The sequence below is a fragment of the Qipengyuania sp. S6317L1 genome (assembly GCF_023015615.1).
In the GTDB taxonomy this organism is placed as follows: Bacteria; Pseudomonadota; Alphaproteobacteria; order Sphingomonadales; family Sphingomonadaceae; genus Erythrobacter.
This window is the reverse complement of sequence record NZ_JALKAJ010000004.1, coordinates 495,485-515,342: the sequence shown is the minus strand read 5'-3', so window position 1 is coordinate 515,342 and position 19,858 is coordinate 495,485. Positions and strand designations below refer to the sequence as shown.

Annotated in this window: 17 protein-coding genes and 1 riboswitch; of the genes, 14 read left to right on the top strand and 3 right to left on the bottom strand. The window is 58.9% G+C overall.

Annotated elements, in window-relative coordinates:
* Positions 1–102: 102 nt before the first annotated feature.
* The 13 genes from MWU38_RS11550 to gcvPB all read left to right on the top strand — a co-directional run bounded on the left by MWU38_RS11550 (position 103) and on the right by gcvPB (position 16,409).
* Positions 103–525, top strand: a complete 423-nt coding sequence (locus MWU38_RS11550) for a curli assembly protein CsgF (RefSeq protein WP_247271950.1) — start codon at positions 103–105, stop codon at positions 523–525.
* A 71-nt stretch (positions 526–596) separates the two neighbouring features.
* Complete coding sequence (locus tag MWU38_RS11545) at positions 597–1,505, top strand: CsgG/HfaB family protein (RefSeq protein ID WP_247271949.1); 909 nt, start codon at positions 597–599, stop codon at positions 1,503–1,505.
* A 334-nt stretch (positions 1,506–1,839) separates the two neighbouring features.
* Positions 1,840–3,738, top strand: coding sequence for a hypothetical protein (locus tag MWU38_RS11540; protein WP_247271948.1), 1,899 nt, complete (start codon positions 1,840–1,842; stop codon positions 3,736–3,738).
* A gap of 355 nt (positions 3,739–4,093) precedes the next feature.
* A complete protein-coding gene (locus tag MWU38_RS11535) occupies positions 4,094–5,824 on the top strand; it encodes a hypothetical protein (protein WP_247271947.1) in 1,731 nt (576 codons plus the stop codon).
* Between the two features lie 135 nt (positions 5,825–5,959).
* On the top strand, positions 5,960–6,973 hold the full coding sequence (locus MWU38_RS11530; protein WP_247271946.1) for a hypothetical protein: 1,014 nt from the start codon (positions 5,960–5,962) through the stop codon (positions 6,971–6,973).
* 103 nt (positions 6,974–7,076) lie between these two features.
* Complete coding sequence (locus MWU38_RS11525; protein WP_247271945.1) at positions 7,077–9,581, top strand: hypothetical protein; 2,505 nt, start codon at positions 7,077–7,079, stop codon at positions 9,579–9,581.
* Between the two features lie 131 nt (positions 9,582–9,712).
* Positions 9,713–10,318, top strand: a complete 606-nt coding sequence (locus MWU38_RS11520) for a hypothetical protein (protein WP_247271944.1) — start codon at positions 9,713–9,715, stop codon at positions 10,316–10,318.
* Positions 10,319–10,329: 11 nt separating this feature from the next.
* Positions 10,330–11,091: a hypothetical protein gene (locus MWU38_RS11515; RefSeq protein WP_247271943.1), complete on the top strand. Its 762-nt coding sequence runs from the start codon at positions 10,330–10,332 to the stop codon at positions 11,089–11,091.
* A 12-nt stretch (positions 11,092–11,103) separates the two neighbouring features.
* Positions 11,104–11,469: a curli-like amyloid fiber formation chaperone CsgH gene (gene csgH / locus MWU38_RS11510; protein WP_247271942.1), complete on the top strand. Its 366-nt coding sequence runs from the start codon at positions 11,104–11,106 to the stop codon at positions 11,467–11,469.
* 141 nt (positions 11,470–11,610) lie between these two features.
* Positions 11,611–11,721, top strand: a riboswitch (glycine riboswitch).
* Positions 11,722–11,891: 170 nt separating this feature from the next.
* Positions 11,892–13,043 carry a glycine cleavage system aminomethyltransferase GcvT gene (gene gcvT, locus MWU38_RS11505; protein ID WP_247271941.1) on the top strand — a complete coding sequence of 384 codons (1,152 nt, stop codon included), beginning with the start codon at positions 11,892–11,894 and terminating at the stop codon, positions 13,041–13,043.
* A 3-nt stretch (positions 13,044–13,046) separates the two neighbouring features.
* Positions 13,047–13,418 carry a glycine cleavage system protein GcvH gene (gene gcvH / locus MWU38_RS11500; protein WP_247271940.1) on the top strand — a complete coding sequence of 124 codons (372 nt, stop codon included), beginning with the start codon at positions 13,047–13,049 and terminating at the stop codon, positions 13,416–13,418.
* A gap of 34 nt (positions 13,419–13,452) precedes the next feature.
* Positions 13,453–14,829, top strand: a complete 1,377-nt coding sequence (gene gcvPA, locus MWU38_RS11495; protein ID WP_247271939.1) for an aminomethyl-transferring glycine dehydrogenase subunit GcvPA — start codon at positions 13,453–13,455, stop codon at positions 14,827–14,829.
* Positions 14,826–16,409, top strand: a complete 1,584-nt coding sequence (gene gcvPB, locus MWU38_RS11490; protein WP_247271938.1) for an aminomethyl-transferring glycine dehydrogenase subunit GcvPB — start codon at positions 14,826–14,828, stop codon at positions 16,407–16,409. The genes gcvPA and gcvPB overlap by 4 nt, the downstream gene beginning before the upstream one ends.
* Before the next feature lie 15 nt (positions 16,410–16,424).
* Here gcvPB and MWU38_RS11485 read toward each other — a convergent pair whose 3' ends face one another.
* On the bottom strand, positions 16,425–17,738 hold the full coding sequence (locus MWU38_RS11485) for an oligosaccharide flippase family protein (protein ID WP_247271937.1): 1,314 nt from the start codon (positions 17,736–17,738) through the stop codon (positions 16,425–16,427).
* Between the two features lie 136 nt (positions 17,739–17,874).
* Between MWU38_RS11485 and MWU38_RS11480 the strand changes: the two genes are divergently transcribed.
* The gene (locus tag MWU38_RS11480; RefSeq protein WP_247271936.1) at positions 17,875–18,600 is read left to right on the top strand and encodes a hypothetical protein; all 726 of its coding nucleotides are present in this window, start codon (positions 17,875–17,877) and stop codon (positions 18,598–18,600) included.
* On the opposite strand, the gene mmsB is transcribed toward MWU38_RS11480, so the two are convergent.
* Positions 18,601–19,473 (bottom strand): 3-hydroxyisobutyrate dehydrogenase, encoded by an 873-nt coding sequence (gene mmsB / locus MWU38_RS11475; RefSeq protein WP_247271935.1) that lies wholly within the window; start codon positions 19,471–19,473, stop codon positions 18,601–18,603.
* Positions 19,474–19,477: 4 nt separating this feature from the next.
* Positions 19,478–19,858, bottom strand: coding sequence for a hypothetical protein (locus MWU38_RS11470; protein ID WP_247271934.1), 381 nt, complete (start codon positions 19,856–19,858; stop codon positions 19,478–19,480).

The following is a 19,858-nucleotide window of genomic DNA, read 5'->3' as shown; positions in this document are numbered from 1 at the left end:
AGGCACAAACGGCTCGACAGATAAGCCAAGATACGTAATAACCGACGGGGAAAATTAACCGGTTGTTAGGCCTTTCCTAGGGGTAGAGGGGGAATTTCGGACATGATTCGCAAGCTTGCGGTGGCAACGGCTCTGGTATGCGCTTTCGGCGCTACGCCTGCCATGGCTCAAGATCTGGTGCATCAACCGATCAGCCCGACTTTTGGAGGCAACCCGTTCAATTCCAACCACATTCTTGGGATTGCCAACGCGCAGAACAAGACCACCGACCCCAACGCGGTGGATCGCAACGACCAATCCAGCATTTTCGCCCGCCAGCTCGAATCGCGTCTCTTGTCCGCGCTTTCCTCGCAAATCGTTGATGCGATTTTCGGAGAGAATCCGCAGGAGCAGGGGACCATCACTTTCGGTGGCCAGACGATCGAATTCTTCCGCAGCCTTGATGAGGTCACCCTCGTCATTCGCGACGACAATTCGGGCGAAGAAACGCGCATTGTCATTCCTTTGTTCATCGAGGTGAATTGATGCAGCGTCTGGTCAAGAGTGGCGCCAAAATGGGCTTGGCGGCCCTTGCTGCCCTTTCTGTGAGCGGGTGTATGAGCCTCGTCTCTGATGGGCGCGATTTCCTTCCTGAAACCACCAGTCTCGCCTATTTCCCGAAGAAGACGCAGACGCAAAATCTTCTTCACCAATTGCCCGCGCCTCAAAGGCAGGTGGCGATTGCGGTCTATGGTTTCACCGATCAGACGGGGCAGTTTCGTCCCACTACCACCGGTCAGACGCTCAGCCGGGCTGTAACGCAAGGCGCGGGCTCCATTCTGGTGAAAGCCTTGCAGGACGCAGGCAATCGCCAGTGGTTCACGGTGGTTGAGCGTGAGCGTCTCGACAACCTTCTCAAAGAGCGCCAGATCATCGGTGAGATGCGTAAGCGTTATCTGGGTGAGCAGCAAGTTGACCCCAACGCGCTTCCGGCGCTCCTGTTTGCAGGCGTGCTGCTTGAAGGCGGGATCATCGGTTATGACACCAATACGGTAACAGGCGGCGCAGGCGCAGCCTTTCTGGGCATTGGTGCGCGCACCGAATATCGTCAGGACACGGTCACGGTTTACCTGCGCGCTGTTTCGGTGCGTACCGGCGAGGTTCTGACCAATGTGCAGGCTTCGAAAACCATCGCAAGCCAGGCAATCGGCGCGAACGCATATCGCTTTGTGGCGTTCCGCGAACTGCTTGAGGCCGAGGCCGGGATCACATCAAACGAACCCGATCAGGTGGCTTTGCAACAGGCAATCGAGAAGGCGGTTTACGGCCTTGTGCTCGAAGGGGTTGATCTGGGCTTGTGGCGCTTTGCCAATTCGCAGGCCGCAGAGGCGCTGATGAGCACCTACCGGGCAGAACGTGACGGAATTTATGACGCGGACGATGTGCAGAGTGCGGTTGAGCGAGCAGGCTCTTTGACCGCGCTCAATGTCGTTGATCGCGGCGATGAAGAAAACGAAGGTTCCTAGTCGCGAACTGCGGCTTTTAACCGGGTGCAGCGCCTGAGAGGGGCGCGCGAAAAAAGAGGGTTGTTGCATAATCGCGTGCTGTGCCGGGGGCGGTCAGATGCGCGAATGCGATCAACGGGCAATGCTTGCCAGAGCCGCGTTTGCGAAAAAACGGCACAGGGCAATTCCGGTCATTGCTCACAACAGGGGGAGGCAGGCGAACAACTGCCAATGGTGGTTCCCCGAAATGAGTGAAAGCGAAAAGGCCGCGCATGGGGGGTCTTTGCGTAGTTCGTTTGAATAATCCCCAGAGGACCCTGCGGCAGTTAGGCGCAGGCAATCGGAAGGAAGAATAATGAAGTCAGTGATTTACACAGGTGCATCCGTTCTCGCTCTGGCGGCGGCCTCGCCGCTTTTGGCCCAAGCCACAGTTCCTGCAGATTGCGTCGGCGCGACCGGCAATTGCAGCGTTATCGACACAGTTGGTAGCGGCAACAGCGCGACCGTGGATCAGGATGCGACGGGCAATGTTTCTGAGGTTCTTCAGGATGGTGACAATCAGTCAGCGACTGTCACGCAGGGCGGCCCAACTGGCTTCAACCTGTCAAATGTCGACCAGTCAGGCGCGGATCACTCTGCGACAGTGACCCAAGAGGGTTTCGACCTTGGTTCGCCAAACCTTGCGACCAATGAGAGCGACGTTACCCAAACAGGCGGCAATCAGGACCTGACCGTCTCGCAAGTCGGCGATGCAAACTCGTCAATTGCTGATCAGTCTGGCCTCGATAAGACAGCTACGGTTGTTCAGGGTGGTTTCGACAATAGCTCAAGCGTAGCGCAATCGGGTGGTGATCCGACTGTTGCTGACGTGCTTCAGGACGGCGACGGCAACGACTCGATCATCTCTCAGGCGTCTGCCGTGCAATTGCAGACCGCCGATGTCGATCAAACCGGTGACTTCAACTCGTCTGACATCGACATGGCAGCCGGCAGCAGCGGCACGGCAACCGTCGCGCAATCGGGCGATGACAACGTTTCAGACGTCGACTATCTGGCGAACAGCCGCGGCAACGCCACTGTCACTCAAGGCGGGAACGAAAACACTTCGAATGTTGTGTTTGACCGGTTCAGCCTGACTGCAACTGTCGATCAAAGCGGCGATGAAAACACTTCTAACATCTTTATGAGCGGCCCGTTCTCATCGCGCACCACGGTTGATCAAAGCGGTGATGGCAACACTTCGACTGTCGACCAGGGGCTTAACACCAATGGCGGCGTTGATATCGACAATTTCATCACCCAGTCGGGCGATGACAACACCTCGACTGTCACGCAGGATAACGTCAGCCGCGCTGATGCGAATGTCACCCAGTCGGGCGATCTGAACAATTCGACCGTTTCGCAGGAAAGCGGCGGCGACACCATGTTCGCAAACGTTCTGCAAACAGGTACTGATAACGATGGCCAGGTCGTCCAGACCGGAGATGCGGGCGGCGCGGCTGCTCCTAATGATGCTTCGATCATTCAAGCCGGTGACGAGAACTTTGCCGGGATCGAGCAAAGCGGCAATGCACGCGGTGAAACGGCGGTTGTCTTCCAGCAAGGCGATGTATCGAACAGTGAAGCAGGTATCGTGCAAACTGGTGATGCCGCAGCAGGTGGCACAGCCAACCTCAACGGCGCCTTGATTGATCAAAGCGGCGGCGAGCTCAACACATCCTTCATCGTGCAAAGCGGTACGGGCAATGAGGCTGAGAACATTCAGGTGGGCTCGCTCAATGTCTCGCAAATCACGCAGACCGGCGTGGATGGCCTCGTGCAGATCGACCAGATTGGCGATAATAACGACAGCGAAGTCGAACAGGCTGGTGACAGCAACTCTGTGACGCTCGCGATGGCTGCAAACAACGGCATCAGCGCCGTGTTCCAGTATGGCGGCACCAACAACACAACCGATCTGTCGCAAACGGGCGATGGGAATGAAAGCCAGGTCGAGCAAGCGCTTGCTGGTGGTGACGGCAATGAAGCCAACATCACCCAGTCGGGCCTTGGTAACACCAGCGTTATTGCACAGGGCAACAACCTCCTGAGCGATCTCAACGTCGCAACGGTGGACCAGCAGGGTGACGACAACCTGAGCCTGCTCGCTCAGGATGGCGACAACAACTCGGCAACCGTGACCCAGCTCAGCAGCGGGTCCGTGTCTGACCTGACACAAATGGGTAGCGGTAACGTCGTCACGGTGACCCAATAATAGGCCACTGGCCTATGGGCCGGGCAAGTTGGGGGACTTGCCCGGTACCCTTTTCGAGTTTCCCTCGCCTGCGGTTCGATCACGATCAGCAGGGTGAGACATAAGGAATAGAGCGATGAAACTTCCGATCTATGCAAACGCTCCAGCGATCTTGGCCGCCAAGGCGGACGCTCGAAGTTTGATGGGTTTGAGTGAAGGAAGACACATGCTCATCGCCGCTCAAGGGACGCCATAATTCGCAACCGTTTCGGTCTTCGGCACGCTCTTTGAAAGAACTCGCCGCAGACCATTACCGCCTTTAAAATCCAGGTAAAAATCCGTGAACACACGGTCGGAAATCAGGGAAGAAGATCTTATGAAAAGTCTTATCTACACAGGGGCCTCTGTACTCGCATTGACCGCAGCTGCACCCGTCCTCGCGCAAGCCACCACACCTGCTGCGTGTGCAGGCGCCACCGGAAACTGCAGCGTTGTCGACACCAGCGGCTCGGGCAACTCCGTCGCCGTCGACCAATCAGCTGGCACGGGCAACGTGTCCGACATCGTTCAGGCCGGTGACAACCTCGATGCAAGCGTCACGCAAGGCGCGGATGGCAACATTTCCAACGTCGATCAGGAAACCACGGGCGCAACCCCAATCGACACCACCGCGATCGTCGATCAGGTCGGCGGCGCTGACTCGATCATCACGCAAAGCTCATCGGGCGACAACGCAAGCGGCATGATCGCTGACGTTCTTCAGGACGGCGAAAGCACGTCTGATATCGCACAGCTTTCAAGCGGCAATGACAGCATCGCCATCGACGCGACCGTGACACAGACCGGTGACGGCAACGTGTCGCTCATTCTGCAAAACGATGTCGGCATCGACAGCGCCATCCTCGAAACAGAAGTCGAGCAAGATGGCGCGGACAACCTGTCGGACGTCAACCAATCTGGCACGGACAACCTTGCAACCGTCTTCCAGCAAGCAGACGGCAACACCGCAGTCATCATCCAGGCTGACGAATTCCAGGATGCTGACATTCAGCAGACCGGTAACGACAACCAAGCCGGCATTGACCAGTCCAATCTGGGCAACACGGGCGCTGTTCTTCAGACCGGTGAAACCAACCTCGCGACCATCACCCAAACCGGCGAAGACGGCTCGGCGGGTGTCACGCAAACAGGTTCTGAAAACGATGCAGACGTCTCTCAAGCAGGCGTTCTCAACGCGGCGACTGTGATCCAGTCCGGCGATGACAACATCGCGGTTGTCGATCAGTCGACAGGTGTCACCACCAGCGGCAACAACAGCGCGAACATCCAGCAGGATGGTACCGGCGGTGATGCGACCGTAAACCAGAACGCCGAAGCCGACTTCGACTTCGCTCTCGTCCTGCAAAGCGTTGACACGGTCGACAACATCGCGGTTGTCGATCAAACCGGCGCAGTCGCCAGCGTTTCGTTCAATGAGGCGCTGATCGACCAGATTTCCGGCGAAGGCAACGTATCGACCATCGTTCAGGGCGACACCACCAGTGTTGGCGGTATCGTTCTTAACGGCGTCGACAGTGTCGCAGAGAACCGGCAGGACGGTGACTTCAACGATTCAACCATTGGTCAAGGCGGCGCTTCGCAAACTGCGTTCGTTGACCAAATCGGTTCGGACAATTTCAGCGAAGTGTACCAGGGCACATTTGGCGGCGATGGTAACACCGCGACCGTCACGCAAACCGGCACAGGTCTTGGCGTTTCAACCTCGCAGGTATTCCAGGACGGCAACACCAACACGGCCACACTGGTCCAGGGCGGCGGCGAGCTTAACGCAAGCCTCATCGACCAGGGCCTTGCAGGCGGTGACAACAACACCGCTGACGTGACCCAGGACGGCTCCGAGAACGAAAGTGATGTCCTGCAAAACTCCTTTGGCATCGGCGGGGATAACCTTGCCACCGTCCTTCAAGAGGGCATCGGCAACATCAGCCTGATCGAACAGGATGGCGACCTCAATACCGCCACCGTATCGCAGTTCGACGGCAGCGACTCGTCGGTATTCCAGGATGGCACAGGCAACACTGCCACGGTGACCCAAGGCGCACCGTAAGACACATCAGGCCATATGGGGGCGGGCGAGTGATTGCCCGCCCTCTTTGGTTTTGATGAAGCTTCGGCCGTTGCGGCCATAACAAAAGACCAGATTTAAACTCCGCCCACATGGGCAAAAGGGACCATAAAAAATATGAAGACCACTTCGTTCGTCGCTGCATCCACGCTTGCTCTTGCAGCGGCAAGCCCAGCGTTCGCTCAGAATAATTCGACCATTGACCAATTGGGCTCGGGCAACAATGCAACCGTCACCCAGACGTCTTCGGGCAACACCTCCGACGTCGATCAGTTGAGCGATGGCAACACTGCGACGGTGGACCAATCGGGTCCTACCAACTCAAGCACTATCCTTCAGTCCTCGATCCTTCCCAACACGGCGAATGTCGATCAGGACGGCGCAAACTCGTTTTCTGACATTGAGCAAATCAATGGCAGCGACAACAGCACCGCCGACGTTTTTCAGGATGCAGCGGCCGATCTCAACACCGCCGAAATCATTCAGGACGATGCACGTTTCAGCGATGCCGACATCAACCAGGGCGGCGGTGCCAACAATGGCGCTGTGATTTCGCAAGGCGATGAAACCCTGTTCGGAGGTACCAACACATTTGGTACACAAAACGGGGATGCCGACATCACCCAGACGGGTTCGGACAACTTTGCGCTGATCTCGCAAATCGGCCTGGGTTCGGTGGCAGAAGTCGTGCAGACTTCGGATGCCAGTTTCGCGCAAATCAACCAGAACGCCAATAGCGGCGGCTCGGCCAACGCTTTCATTCAGCAGGTCGGCGCTCTTGATTATGCAGAGATCAACCAGAACAGCGATTTCTCGAACGCGCAAACGTACCAGAACGCCAGCGCGGTGGGCAACTCGACCATCATCAACCAGGGCTCTGTTTTTGGCAGCGATGGAAACTTTGCCGAAAGCGTCCAGGATGGCGATGGCAACACGAGTGAAATCGACCAGGCTGAGAACAGCATCGGCGGCCTCAACACCGCATCTGTGCTGCAGCTTGCCGACAACAACTTCAGCAACGTCACACAGGAGGGCACGGGCAACACCGCAACGGTCGACCAGCTGAGCAATGGCAACGCATCGTTTGTGACGCAAACAGGATCCGGGAACACGACAATCGTGACCCAGTAATCAAAACTGATCGCTCCGGGAGGCCAGCGGCACTTCCGGAGCGATCAAATCCCGCTTGGCTCCGTTGCAAAAGGAGCGAGCGGTTTTGAAGGGGGGGAATACAATGAAATCTCTTATCTACACCGGGGCATCCATTCTTGCTCTTGGCACGGCATCTGCCGCCTTGGCGCAGGCAAGTGTGCCGCCAGCATGCGCAGGCGTAACCGGCAATTGCAGCGTCGTCAGCACGAGCGGTTCGGGCAACTCGGCAAGCGTCGACCAATCGGGCGGGACAGCCAATGTGTCCGATGTCGATCAGGACGGCGAGAACCTCACAGCGAGCGTGACGCAAGGCGCCGATGCGAACATCTCGAATGTGACGCAGACAACCTCGGCGGTGAACCCCCAGAATATCTCTGCCAGCGTCACTCAGGCAGGCGGCGCGGATTCGGTGATCGACCAGAATTCGTCCGGCGACAATTTCGACGGCATGACCGCGACCTTGACGCAAAACGGCGCGAGTACCTCTGACATTGCGCAGACTTCGATCAACAATAACGGCGCATCCAACATTGATGCGATTGTTGATCAGACCGGGGATCTCAATTCCTCGATTATCACCCAATCGGACAATGCCGGTGGCAATAACGATGGCGATCTGCTCACCACCGTGACACAAAACGGCACGGGTAACAGCTCTGACGTGATACAGGTGAACCGTCAGCAGACCGCAACCATCCTGCAAACCGGTGATGACAATACCTCGTCAGTCGCCCAGACGGCCCGTCGTCAAAACGATGCAACGGTCATTCAGTCCGGCAATGGCAACACCTCGGACGTCGATCAAGACAGCCGCAGAAACGAAGCGTTTGTGACGCAAACCGGCAACGATAACCTTGCCTCGGTCGATCAGACGGGAACGGTTGCGGGCGGCGACGGGCGTGGCACGGCAACCATTACCCAAGACGGCGATTTTGGTGATGCGTCAATCACCCAAACCGGCTTCGCGCGCGAGCCCGATGCGACTATCACGCAGGAAGTTGGCTCTGACCAGGCGCTTGCCACCATCGTGCAAACGGGCGACACGGCAAACGGCGCTCCTGCCAACAACAATATCGCCACAATCACGCAAGGCGCGGGCTCGTTGAACGATTCCGCCATCTTCCAGGGCGACTCTTCGGGGTTTGGCGGCAGTGTTCTTGGCGGCACAAATCTTAGTGCAACCTCGAACCAATCGGGCGATGGTCAATCCTCTCTGATCGTGCAAAGCGGCGATGCACAAACGGCGCTGGTCGATCAAACCGGCGCTGAAAATGACAGCTTTGTCTTCCAGGGCAATCTCGGCGGTTCCGGCAACAGCGCGACGGTCACCCAAACCGGATCGGGTCCAGCGACCTCGACCTCGAACGTGCTTCAGGACAGCGATGGCAACAGCGCGACGCTCACCCAAGGCGGCGGCGAAGGCAATGACAGCTTCATCGAGCAAGGCTTTGTAGGCGGAGCAGGTGTTGGCGGTGACGGCAATGTCGCAAGCGTCAGCCAAACCGGCAACACCAACATCAGCGATGTGCTTCAGAACTCGTTTGATCCCGGCAGCAACAACGATGCCACCGTCACGCAAACCGGTGACGAAAATGACAGCGTTGTCGAACAGGATTTCAGCAACAACATCGCAACAGTGACGCAGGCCGATGGCGGGAACCTTTCCGACGTGTTCCAGGCGTCCGATGGCAACTCGGCAACGGTCGATCAGCTTGGCGCTGAAAACACATCGCTTGTCGACCAGTCCTCTGCGATTGCAGATACCGCGACTGTGCTTCAAACCGGCTCGGGTAACGGAACGTCGATTACGCAGGCGAGCAGCAATGGTGGCAACACCGCTGACACCATTCAGGCGGGCACTGACAACACGGGAACAATTGATCAGTCCGGCTCAGCGGATACGGTCACTGCCTTCGTCTTCCAGCAAGCCGATGCGGTCACCAGCGAGGCGACGATCAACCAGACCGGCGGTAGCAACAACGCGGCCCTGATCGATCAAAGCGGGGGCGCGGATAACATCTCCACCCTGACGCAGGCCAGCGGTAGCGACAGCACGGCTGAGAATATCCAGGCCGGCAACACCAACACCTCCACCATCACCCAAGACGGGTTCTTCAGCACGATCTTTGTCGATCAGATTGGTGACGGGAATACATCGACTGCTTCACAAGGCGGTGACGGGCAAAACACCGTCAATGTCGCCCAGACCGGCAATGGCAATGTCAGCTCCATCGATCAGGTGCCTGTTGGCGTCTTTGGTCTCGATAACACCGCAAACCTTGTGCAGACCGGTGACAACAACACCAGCACGATCAATCAGGGTCTGAACACGACAAGTGACAGCATCTCGGCTGATGTGCTTCAGGAAGGCAATGGCAACACCAGCATCATCAATCAGGATGGGGTGTTCCTTGGCGCTGGCAACACCATCGACGTTGACCAGTTGGCAGATGGCGCGAGCAGCACGATCACCCAGTCGGGCGATGCAAACTCGATCACTGTGGGTCAGTTCAACGACGCCCATGTATCGGATGTCACACAAGCTGGCACCAGCAACACCGCCACGGTGACGCAGGGTACGCCATAAGGCTTACGGATAATACCGGGCGGGCGTGATCGCTCGCCCGGTGCTATCAATCTGAGAGTAAGGATTGCCCGGCTAAGAGCGGAACCTCAAGAGCCTCGCTATCGGCGGCGCAATCGGTTAGGATGACGGCTATGAAACGCACTACCCTTGGAATTATTGCCCTTGTCGCAGGGTTGTCCGCTCCGGCGGCCGCCCAGACACAGGTCAGTGCGCCAAACACCGGACCATTTGACGGGGTCTTCGTCGAACAGATCGGCGATGATAACTCCGGCTCCTTCAGCCAGTCGAACGCTGAACAAAACGCCGAAGTGACACAGGACGGCGATGACAACACCGTTCAGGTCACGCAATTTGGCGATGGCGATCACTTTGCCGGCATTGACCAGACCGGCGCGAGCAATCTTGCCTCGGTCACCCAGGGCGGTTCTGCGCAGAATGTCGCGGTCCTGACCCAGACGGGCAATGCCAACACGATCCTGCTTTCGCAAAACGACAACGGGCTCACCGGCTCGGGCGCCGGGATTGCACAGAACGGGACGGGCAATCTGGCGACCCTCATTCAGGATGGCGACAACAATCAGGCGATCCTTGCGCAAAACGGTGACAACAACACGATGAGCGCAACGCAAGTGGGCGCCGACAATGCTCTGGAATGGACGCAGAACGGCAATGGCTTGCCTGACATGAGCGTGATCCAGACCGGCGGCGCGACCGCCATCATCACACAGGGCAATTGAGGAGCGGTCACATGCGCCGGAGCTTTCAGGGCCAGACGATCACAGCGGTGAGATGGGGCCTTGTCACTCTGAGCGTGCTGCCTTGCGCGATGGCGAGTGCACAAGACGCTCCGCAAGATGTTCCCCGCGAAGAAAGCGCCTTTGTCGATCAGGCGCCCGATGATGCCTCGTCCAAGGTCTATTTTCCCGATGCGATCACGCCAGAGAGCGTCGCGGCGGCGCGCACACGCGCTGCTGAACAACAGCAGATCGAAACAGCGAAAACTTCTGCCGACGCATCGCTCGATCAGGTTTCGGCCACTGGCGACACCGGCAATGACGTCTCGCAACTTTCAGACCGCACTTCGGACCCTGCGCTTGCGCAATTGAGCCCGGCAGAACGGCAGGTCCTGCTCGAAGCGGTTGACGGCACCGACATTTGCGAACGTGGCAGCGATATCCCTGCGCTCAAGGCCTTGTGCGATGCGCGCATTGAGACACGTTCGGAAGAGTTCGCCCAGAACCGTGCAGGGTCGGCGGAAGATAATCTTCTCGGCGGCGGGCTTGATGCAGGGCGCGTCGCAACGCTTCAAACTGCGATTGCACGGCTCGCCGGTGCGGGTGCAAACCCGGGCAATTTCGACAATCAGGTCGTCGCCTCGGTCGCACTCAATAATCAGGCGTTGAACAATGCACAGGCGACCGCGGCAGAAGGCGATCCGGCGTCAGGCCTTTCGCCCGAGACGCAAGGGGTCGTGAACGCCATCGTGCAGCAGCTTGGCGGCGGAGGGTGATTGCAAACCATCATGGGCAAGTTCGGCCAACTCTTCGCGATATTCGCATCGCCGCTCATACTTGGCGCAGGCGCTAGCATGGCGAGCGCTTCCCCTCACGACAGGGCGATTTCGCTCAATGTGATCGAAGACACCGGAACGGTCGAGGTGCAAGTGGTCGCCGATAGTCAGGTGACGCAACAGGTCGAATTCGAGATCGAGCTTACCGGCGCTTCCAATTCGCGCCACAAATCGAGCGTGACGCTTGCACCGGATGGCAGGAAAGTCTTGTCGCGCATGAGGATCAACGCCTCGGATGGCTGGTGCGCGCGGCTCACAGTGAGCGAGGCGAGCGGCGGGCAATACACGCTTACCGAGGGTGATTGCGGCCTTATCTGATAGGTGCAGATGCACTTCGCCTCATGATTGAAATGGCGCAAGGCCGATTTCGCACAAATATTTCGCATAAAACCTGCCTATGCTGATTGACGAGCCCCTTCGCATCCGCAACATGGAATGTGCCTGTCAGGAGTGATTCTGGCGTCTTTCGCGGGAGAGACTTGGCTTTCTGACCATCACAAGGACAGGAGGCCTGGCGCCGAAGGAGCAACCGCCCCGGAAACTCTCAGGCAAACGGACCGCGAGATGGCATAGGCACTCTGGAAAGCGTGAGGGCAAGCCCTGCTTGTATACCTCGCCACCGAAGGGGAAGGCCGGTGCGTTCGCGTGCCAGCTCAAGCTCTCAGGTTGACCCGACAGAGGGGGCAAGACTTGGCGCTCGTTTGCGGGCGCTCTTGCACCTTGATTCGGGGACATTTGATTTGAGCGACGAACCAAACCACGAAGATACTCCCGAAGAGGCAGTGGAGCTTGGCGCATTGCCGCTCGACAGCTGGCACCGCGCGCGGGGCGCCCGGATGGTGCCCTTTGCCGGCTATGAAATGCCGATCCAGTACGAAGGGATTGTGGCCGAGCACGAATGGACGCGGCTCTCCGCGAGCCTGTTCGATGTAAGCCACATGGGTCAGCTAACCGTCCATTCGCCAGAGGATGATCCAACGCTTGGCGCGCGCGAACTGGAAAAGCTGCTGCCCGGCCTCATCACATCGCTGAAACCGGGACGGATGCGGTACTCCATGCTGCTTACCGAAGAGGGCGGGGTGATCGACGATCTCATGGTCACCAACACCGGCCCGCATCTGGGGCTGGTGGTGAACGGTGCGTGCAAATGGGATGATATTGCCCACCTTCGCGAACATCTGGCGGATGAAGTCACGCTTACCCATCACGACGATTTCGCGCTGCTCGCATTACAGGGGCCAAAGGCAGGGGAAGTCCTCGAGGCGCTTGTCCCTGGCACGGGCGCGCTCACATTCATGACAGCGGGCCTGTTCGAATATGACGGCGGCCACATCTGGGTTAGCCGCGCAGGCTACACCGGCGAAGATGGCTTTGAGATTTCGGTCCATGAAAACTCGGTTGAAAAGCTTGCCGATGCTCTGGTTGCTGATGAACGCGTCAAACCCGCAGGGCTCGGTGCGCGCGACAGTCTGCGGCTTGAGGCGGGCCTTCCGCTTTATGGCCACGACCTTACGCTCGACATTGACCCGGTGAGCGCGGACCTCACCTTCGCGCTTTCCAAAAAGCGCCGCGAGGGCGGGGGCTATATGGGCCATACCCGCGTGATGGATGCGCTGGAAAACGGCCCAGCGACCAGGCGCGTCGGCCTCAAACTCGAAGGCCGGATGCCCGCGCGCGAAGGCGCGGAAGTTTTCGCAGGAGACGAGAAAGTCGGCGTTGTCACCAGCGGCGGTTTCTCCCCCACGCTGGGCCAGCCCATTGCGATGGCTTTCGTCGATGCCGCGCACTCAGAAATAGGCACCGAGCTCACCTGCCGCGTCAGGAACAAGAGCCTGTCCGCAACCGTTTCACCCATGCCCTTCGTGGCCCACAAATACTTCAGAGGAAATTGATCTATGCCGCGCTATTTCACCGATGAACACGAATGGATCGACGTCGAGGGCGAAAGCGCCACCGTCGGCATTACCGACTATGCGCAAGAGCAATTGGGCGACATCGTCTTTGTCGAACTTCCATCGGTTGGCACCGTGCTCGACAAGGGCGGCGATGCGGCTGTGGTCGAGAGCGTGAAAGCGGCAAGCGACGTGTACGCGCCCATCAGCGGCGAAGTGACCGAGTGCAATGACGCGCTCGAAGACGAGCCGGCTCTCGTCAATTCCTCGCCCGAAGAGGAAGGCTGGTTCTTCCGCATGACCATCGGCGACAAGGGCGAGCTTGAAGGGCTGATGGATGACAAAGGCTACAAGGCGTTTGTCGACAATCTCTAATCTTTCCAAGGCCCCTCTCTCTTAGGAAAAACTGATGCGCTATCTCCCCCTGACCGATACCGACCGCGGCGAAATGCTTGCCAAGATTGGCGCAAAGAGCATTGACGATCTCTTCGTCGACGTGCCCGAAGTCGCGCGCCTCGATGGTCCCATTCGCGACCTTCCGATGCACGCGAGCGAGATGGCGGTTGAGCGTCATATGAAGCGCCTTGCCGGCAAAAGCACGGTTGCGGGCGATGTGCCGTTTTTCCTGGGCGCCGGGGCCTATCGCCACCACGTGCCAGCGAGCGTCGACACCGTGATCCAGCGGGGTGAGTTTCTGACGGCCTACACCCCGTATCAGCCCGAGATTGCGCAAGGCACGTTGCAAATGCTGTTTGAATTCCAGACGCAGGTTGCAAACCTTTATGGCTGTGCGGTGGCCAATGCCTCGCTTTACGATGGGTCAACCGCCTGCTGGGAAGCGGTCGCGATGGCGACGAGGGTCACGAAAAAGAACCGCGCGGTTCTGTCCGGCGCGCTCCACCCGCATTACTCCGAAGTCGTCAAGACGATGGCGAAATTCACAGGCGACGCGATTGCCGACAGCGCGCCTGCCATTCAGGCCGAGCCGGATAATGCTGGCTTGATCTCTCGGATCGACGACGAGACGGCCTGCGTGGTGGTGCAATATCCCGATATCCTTGGCCGCATCACCGACCTTGCTCCGATCGCAGAGGCCGCGCACGAAAAGGGCGCCTTGCTGGTGGTGGTGAACACAGAGCCAGTGGCCTTGGGCGCAATCAAATCACCGGGCGAAATGGGCGCAGATATCGTTGTGGGTGAGGGCCAGTCGATTGGCGTTGGCCTGCAATTCGGCGGGCCGTACCTTGGCCTCTTCGCCGTGCGCGATCCCAAGCATGTGCGCCAGATGCCGGGCCGGCTTTGTGGTGAAACCGTCGATGCCGAAGGCAAGCGCGGTTTTGTCCTCACGCTCTCGACGCGCGAGCAGCATATCCGCCGCGAAAAGGCGACTTCGAACATCTGCACCAATTCGGGCCTTTGCGCGTTGGCGTTCAGCGTCCACATGACGCTTCTGGGTGAAAAAGGCCTTCGCGAGCTGGCGGCAGAAAACCATCGTCTTGCCTGCTTGGCGGCGGACCGATTGGTCAAGGTGCCGGGCGTCTCGCTTCTCAACAATTCCTTCTTCAACGAATTCACCATCATGCTCGATGGAAAGCCTGCGCGCGAAGTTGTGCGAGCGCTTGCCGATCGCGGTGTGCTTGGCGGGGTGTCGCTCGGGCGGCTTTACCCCGGTGTCGAACGCTTGCAGCAGGCGCTGCTCGTCGCGGTCACCGAAACCACCACGCAAGACGATATCGAGACGCTCGCCACACAGCTTGAGGCTCTTATCAAGGAGGACGCGCAATGAACGCTCCCAACAAATCCGGGTGGAAGCCCCAAATGGAAGTCGCTGACGCTACGGGCGAAGCTGTGACAAACACCGGCAACCGCGCGCTGATGCTGGAAGAGCCGCTGCTGTTCGAGATCGGCCACGCGGAGACGACGGGCGTTGATCTGCCGGAGATTGACCCTGCTGCGCCAAGCCGCCTTGGCGGATTGAAGCGCGAGGAGCCCATCGGTCTTGTCGGCCTGACCGAGCCAGAAACCGTGCGCCACTACACCCGCCTCAGCCGCCAGAATTACGGCATTGACCTGGGTTTCTTCCCGCTGGGCAGTTGCACAATGAAGCACAATCCGCGCCTCAACGAGAAGATGGCGCGCCTGCCCGGTTTTGCCGATGTGCACCCGCTGCAACCGGTTTCAACGGTGCAGGGCGCATTGGAAGTGATGAATGAGCTTGCTCACTGGCTGCTTGACCTCACCGGAATGAATGCCGTCGCGATGAGCCCCAAGGCGGGCGCACATGGCGAACTTTGCGGTATTCTCTCGATCCGTGCTGCTCTCGAGGCGCGAGGCGATGCGCGCGAGGTCGTGCTGGTTCCTGAAAGCGCGCACGGCACCAATCCTGCGACGGCGGCCTTTGCCAATTACCGCGTAGAGAATATCCCCGCGACCCCTCAAGGCCGGGTGGACCTCGAAGCGTTGAAAGCGCGCCTTGGTCCCGATGTCGCCGCAGTGATGATAACCAACCCCAATACCTGCGGCCTGTTCGAACCCGACCTTCGCGAAATCAGCGATGCGGTCCATGAAGCGGGCGGCTTTGTTTACTGCGACGGGGCAAACTTCAACGCGATCGTTGGCCGGGTGCGTCCGGGCGATCTTGGCGTTGATGCAATGCACATCAATTTGCACAAGACTTTCTCCACCCCGCACGGCGGCGGTGGTCCGGGCTCTGGTCCTGTTGTGCTCTCCGAAGCGCTCGCCCCGTTCATGCCGCTTCCCTACACCGCGCGCACCAAGGACGGCGTCGTCCACCTCATCGAAGAAGAGCAGGCCGACGATTTTGCGCGCGAGCATTTTGGCGGTGAGATGTCGAGCTTTGGCCGCATGACCGCCTTCCACGGGCAAATGGGTATGTTCACACGCGCGCTGACCTATATGCTGAGCCACGGTGCCGACGGCCTCAAGCAAGTGGCAGAGGACGCGGTGCTCAACGCGAACTACATCCTGCGCAGTCTCGAAGACCTGCTCCATGCGCCTTACGCTGACAGCGGGCCGTGCATGCACGAGGCGCTGTTTGGCGATAAGGATTTCGGCAACGGATTGTCGACGCTCGATCTTGCCAAGGGCATGATTGACGAAGGCTTCCACCCGATGACGGTGTATTTCCCTCTCGTGGTCCACGGCGCCATGCTGGTCGAACCGACCGAGACCGAGAGCAAAGCGTCAATCGACCAGTTCATAACCGCCTTCCGCTCTCTGGCTGAGCGCGCGATTGCTGGAGATGAAAGCTTGAAGCAAGCGCCTTACTTCGCGCCGCGCAGGCGTCTGGATGAAACGGCTGCGGCGCGTAAGCCCAAGCTCAAGTGGGAAGCGCCAGAAGCCTAAGACGAGGGTGAAACCTCAAGGCCGCTCGTTGGGGTCTGCGGCGGGGATTTGTGCATCCTCGTCGGGCTCCACCACGATGCGGATCTGATGCAGGTTCAGGATCGCAACGTAAAACCCGATCACCGCAAGCGCGCTTGATCCCAGCACGGTGAAGGCTGCGCCCAGAGCGCCGTTCCAACCGATGGCCAGATCAAGCAAACCGAAGGCGAGCAGGGTGGGGGCTGCGCGCACGATAAAGGCCGTGCCCGCGCGCCCTGCTGATACCAGCAGCGATTCCAGACTTGCGCCAACAAGCTCAACCGCGCCTGCGATGGATAGGATCACCATCGCCCAGTAAAACCCGCGCCCGCGAAACTCCGGCCCGCCGATAAGGTCAAGGCCGAGGCGTCCGAATACCACCGCGCCCAGCACCGCGATTATCCCGCCGATCAACGCCACATTGGCCATTCGCCGCGCAATCATCAGCGCATCTTCCTGCGAATGGACAAGTTCCGGCAAAATGGCTTTGGAGATGGCTTGGGCAAGCGCGACCAGAGCCTGACCCAATTGGCTTGCCACGCGAAATCCGCCCAAAAGCGCCGCACCGCCGAAAGTCCCGACCAGCAACACGACGCCCTGTTTGCCTGCAACCGACAGGCTGCCCGACATATTGGTCGACCATACGAACCGCCATACGTCCTTGTGAAGCGCGGGGATTTTGGTGAGGCTGACCTTCGACAGATCAATTTTCTCGTATCGCGCCGCAACAACCCAAAGGGTAAGCGCGACGGCCACTTCCGACACCGCATAGGCAAGGATAAAGCCCGTGACGCTGGGCATATACGCCCACGCCAAAATCGCGCCGGTTGTGCGCACCACGGGTTGCACCGTCTCGGCTGCGGTGGCGACGGCATATTTGAAATGCAAACGCAGCAGCCCCGTTGGCGTTGTGCGCATCGCCAGAAGCGAAATGACGCAATAGCCAAAGGTCAGCCACAAAAGGTCGTCAGGCAGAGGCAGCCAATAGGAGGAACTCCACACCAGCCCTGCGGAAAGGGCGGCGCCTATGGCAAAGGAAAAGAGGTCGAGCGCGATTGCAAAGCCGATGGCATCGCCGGTTGCTTCTTGTGAAGGTTCGCCCCCGTTGGCGCCCCAGCGAACAATGAATTGCCACGTCTGAAAGCTCGCAACGCCGGTGACAACAAGGCCAAGCGTGATGATCGTCGCAAAGTGCCCGAACTGCTCAAGCCCAAGCGTGCGCGCGGCAAGCGCGAGATAGACAAGGCTAAGCAGCGCGTTGATTCCGCGCCCGCCCAAAAGCCAGCCAATATTGGTAAAGAGACGCTGCATCAGCGTATTATCCGAAACTTTCCTTCGCAAAGCGGACCCTCGGCCCGCTCACTGCCAACGCGCATAGCAAGGAAAGTGCCTGATGCGACAACAATTTGTCGCGTGCATGGCAAAGCGCAGCTAGGACCCGTGCCCAATGCGCATCATATTTTCACGCAAAGGTTTCGATTCCAGCGCCGGTGGCGGGCCGTCGCCGATCGTAAATGGTGCACCTGTGACGCTGCCCATTCCGGCAGGGGCGGCGAGCAGCACGAGCTATGGCGACCTTGGTCTGGAAAGCCACGCGACAAAGGCGAGCCGCGGGAAGTTAGGCGCGGATGATCTGTGTCACCATGACCCGATGTTTCTGGAGGAAGGCACTTGCGTGTTTGGCCAATGCGGCGCGGCGCAAACCCATCTCGAGCGGCAGGGCGTGGGGCCGGGTGATGTGTTTCTCTTCTTCGGCCTGTTTGCCGAGGAGGAAACGGGCGAGCCGCACCATCGCATCTTTGCCTATTTGCGGGTGGAAGAGATCACGGCGCTCTCGCACGGGGCGCCTGATGAACTGGTGCAGCTTGGCCACCCCCATGCCCTTGCAATGCACCATTCCAATGATGTTGTCTGGCGCGGTGAAGGACGGGTGGCGAGCCGTGCGAGCGATGCCCTGCGGCTGACAGTGGCCGGCGGGCCGCCCAGCCTTTGGCACCGCCCGCAGTGGCTCAAACGCGGCGGTCTATCCTACCACGATAAGCCGGAACGCTGGCTGCGCGGTGGCAGGCTCAAAAGCGTTGCGCGTGGACAGGAATTCGTCGCCAATATCGGCCGCAGGAAAGCCCCGCGCGAATGGCTCGAACGCATGATTGCCGAAATCAACCGCGCTTGATCAGGAATAGGTCTTGATGATTGCCGAGAAATCGAGCGCCTCGTTGCCAGCCCCCAGGAAATCCTCGTAAAGCGCCGCTGCCCGCGCGCCCAAGGGCACTGCTGCATCGGACGTCTCCGCCGCTTCCATCGCAAGGCGCAAGTCCTTGACCATCAACGGCGTCGCAAAACCGCCCGCATATCCGTTGTCCGCCGGGCTCTCTACACCGACGCCCGGAAGCGGCGTGTAAGCATTCAATGACCAATTGTAGCCGGAACTTTGCGAGCTGATTTCGTAGAATTTCTGCGGATCAAGGCCCAGCTTTTCCGCCATCTTCATCGCTTCGGCCGTGCCGATCATCGTGATGGCGAGCAGCATGTTGTTGCAGATCTTGGCGGTCTGGCCTGCGCCTGCATCGCCTGCATGAATGACCGCCTTGCCCATCGCTTGCAAAATCGGTTCAGCGCGCGCGAAGGCTTCATCGGCCCCGCCCACCATAAAGGTCAGCGTCCCGCCATTGGCCGCCGCAATCCCGCCAGAGACGGGCGCATCGACCATGTCGTATCCATGCGAAGTGGCCGTTTCGATCACCGATTTTGCGGTCGCAACATCAATGGTCGAGCAGTCGAGGAAAACCGCACCCTTTGGAGCGGTGCCAAAGACATCGCCTTCGTAAACCGATTTCACGATCCCGCCATTGGGGAGCATGGAGACGACGGCTTCCGCGCTTGAGCAGGCCTCGCTCGCGCTGGTGAAGGTCGTGCAGCCTGCCGCCTTCGCTGCTGCAAGCGCTTCTTCGCTCAAGTCAAAAGCGCGCACGTCATGGCCTGCTTTGACCAAGTTGGCGGCCATCCCGCCGCCCATATTGCCAAGTCCGATAAAGGCGATTTTCATGCGGTTATTTCCTCCGGTCCCAATATTTTCTCTCGACGCCGAACGCGCCGGTGGCATTCGGTTCAAAGCCGATCAACCGGCAATACGCGCGGTAGGCTTCTTCAAGCTCGTCCGATGCTTGAGGCTCGGATTTGAAAGCAGACGAGATGGCTGGGTTCGTTTCCCTTCCGTCTTTACCCTGATTGGCTGCGTGCTTCTCGAAGGTGTTATCTTGATATCCGATGAAGCGGGAAGGGGCGAACTTCCAAGGTGCGCGAAGTCCATAGGATACAAAGCACGTACCCCGCTTGATGAAATCAATAGCTCGAGTATCTTCGCTTCTAAGCGCTTCTTCTAAGTAGCTAATGTTGTCAAAAATCTGGCTGCCATTCGTAACAAGCTCCAT

Excerpts from the sequence above, each read along its gene's own strand:
- MWU38_RS11550 (WP_247271950.1), top strand. The coding sequence starts at position 103 with ATGATTCGCAAGCTTGCGGTGGCAACGGCTCTGGTATGCGCTTTCGGC.
- MWU38_RS11545 (WP_247271949.1), top strand. The coding sequence starts at position 597 with ATGAGCCTCGTCTCTGATGGGCGCGATTTCCTTCCTGAAACCACCAGT.
- MWU38_RS11540 (WP_247271948.1), top strand. The coding sequence starts at position 1,840 with ATGAAGTCAGTGATTTACACAGGTGCATCCGTTCTCGCTCTGGCGGCG.
- MWU38_RS11535 (WP_247271947.1), top strand. The coding sequence starts at position 4,094 with ATGAAAAGTCTTATCTACACAGGGGCCTCTGTACTCGCATTGACCGCA.
- MWU38_RS11530 (WP_247271946.1), top strand. The coding sequence starts at position 5,960 with ATGAAGACCACTTCGTTCGTCGCTGCATCCACGCTTGCTCTTGCAGCG.
- MWU38_RS11525 (WP_247271945.1), top strand. The coding sequence starts at position 7,077 with ATGAAATCTCTTATCTACACCGGGGCATCCATTCTTGCTCTTGGCACG.
- MWU38_RS11520 (WP_247271944.1), top strand. The coding sequence starts at position 9,713 with ATGAAACGCACTACCCTTGGAATTATTGCCCTTGTCGCAGGGTTGTCC.
- MWU38_RS11515 (WP_247271943.1), top strand. The coding sequence starts at position 10,330 with ATGCGCCGGAGCTTTCAGGGCCAGACGATCACAGCGGTGAGATGGGGC.
- csgH (WP_247271942.1), top strand. The coding sequence starts at position 11,104 with ATGGGCAAGTTCGGCCAACTCTTCGCGATATTCGCATCGCCGCTCATA.
- gcvH (WP_247271940.1), top strand. The coding sequence starts at position 13,047 with ATGCCGCGCTATTTCACCGATGAACACGAATGGATCGACGTCGAGGGC.
- gcvPA (WP_247271939.1), top strand. The coding sequence starts at position 13,453 with ATGCGCTATCTCCCCCTGACCGATACCGACCGCGGCGAAATGCTTGCC.
- gcvPB (WP_247271938.1), top strand. The coding sequence starts at position 14,826 with ATGAACGCTCCCAACAAATCCGGGTGGAAGCCCCAAATGGAAGTCGCT.
- MWU38_RS11485 (WP_247271937.1), bottom strand. The coding sequence starts at position 17,738 with ATGCAGCGTCTCTTTACCAATATTGGCTGGCTTTTGGGCGGGCGCGGA.
- MWU38_RS11480 (WP_247271936.1), top strand. The coding sequence starts at position 17,875 with ATGCGCATCATATTTTCACGCAAAGGTTTCGATTCCAGCGCCGGTGGC.
- mmsB (WP_247271935.1), bottom strand. The coding sequence starts at position 19,473 with ATGAAAATCGCCTTTATCGGACTTGGCAATATGGGCGGCGGGATGGCC.
- MWU38_RS11470 (WP_247271934.1), bottom strand. The coding sequence starts at position 19,858 with ATGGAGCTTGTTACGAATGGCAGCCAGATTTTTGACAACATTAGCTAC.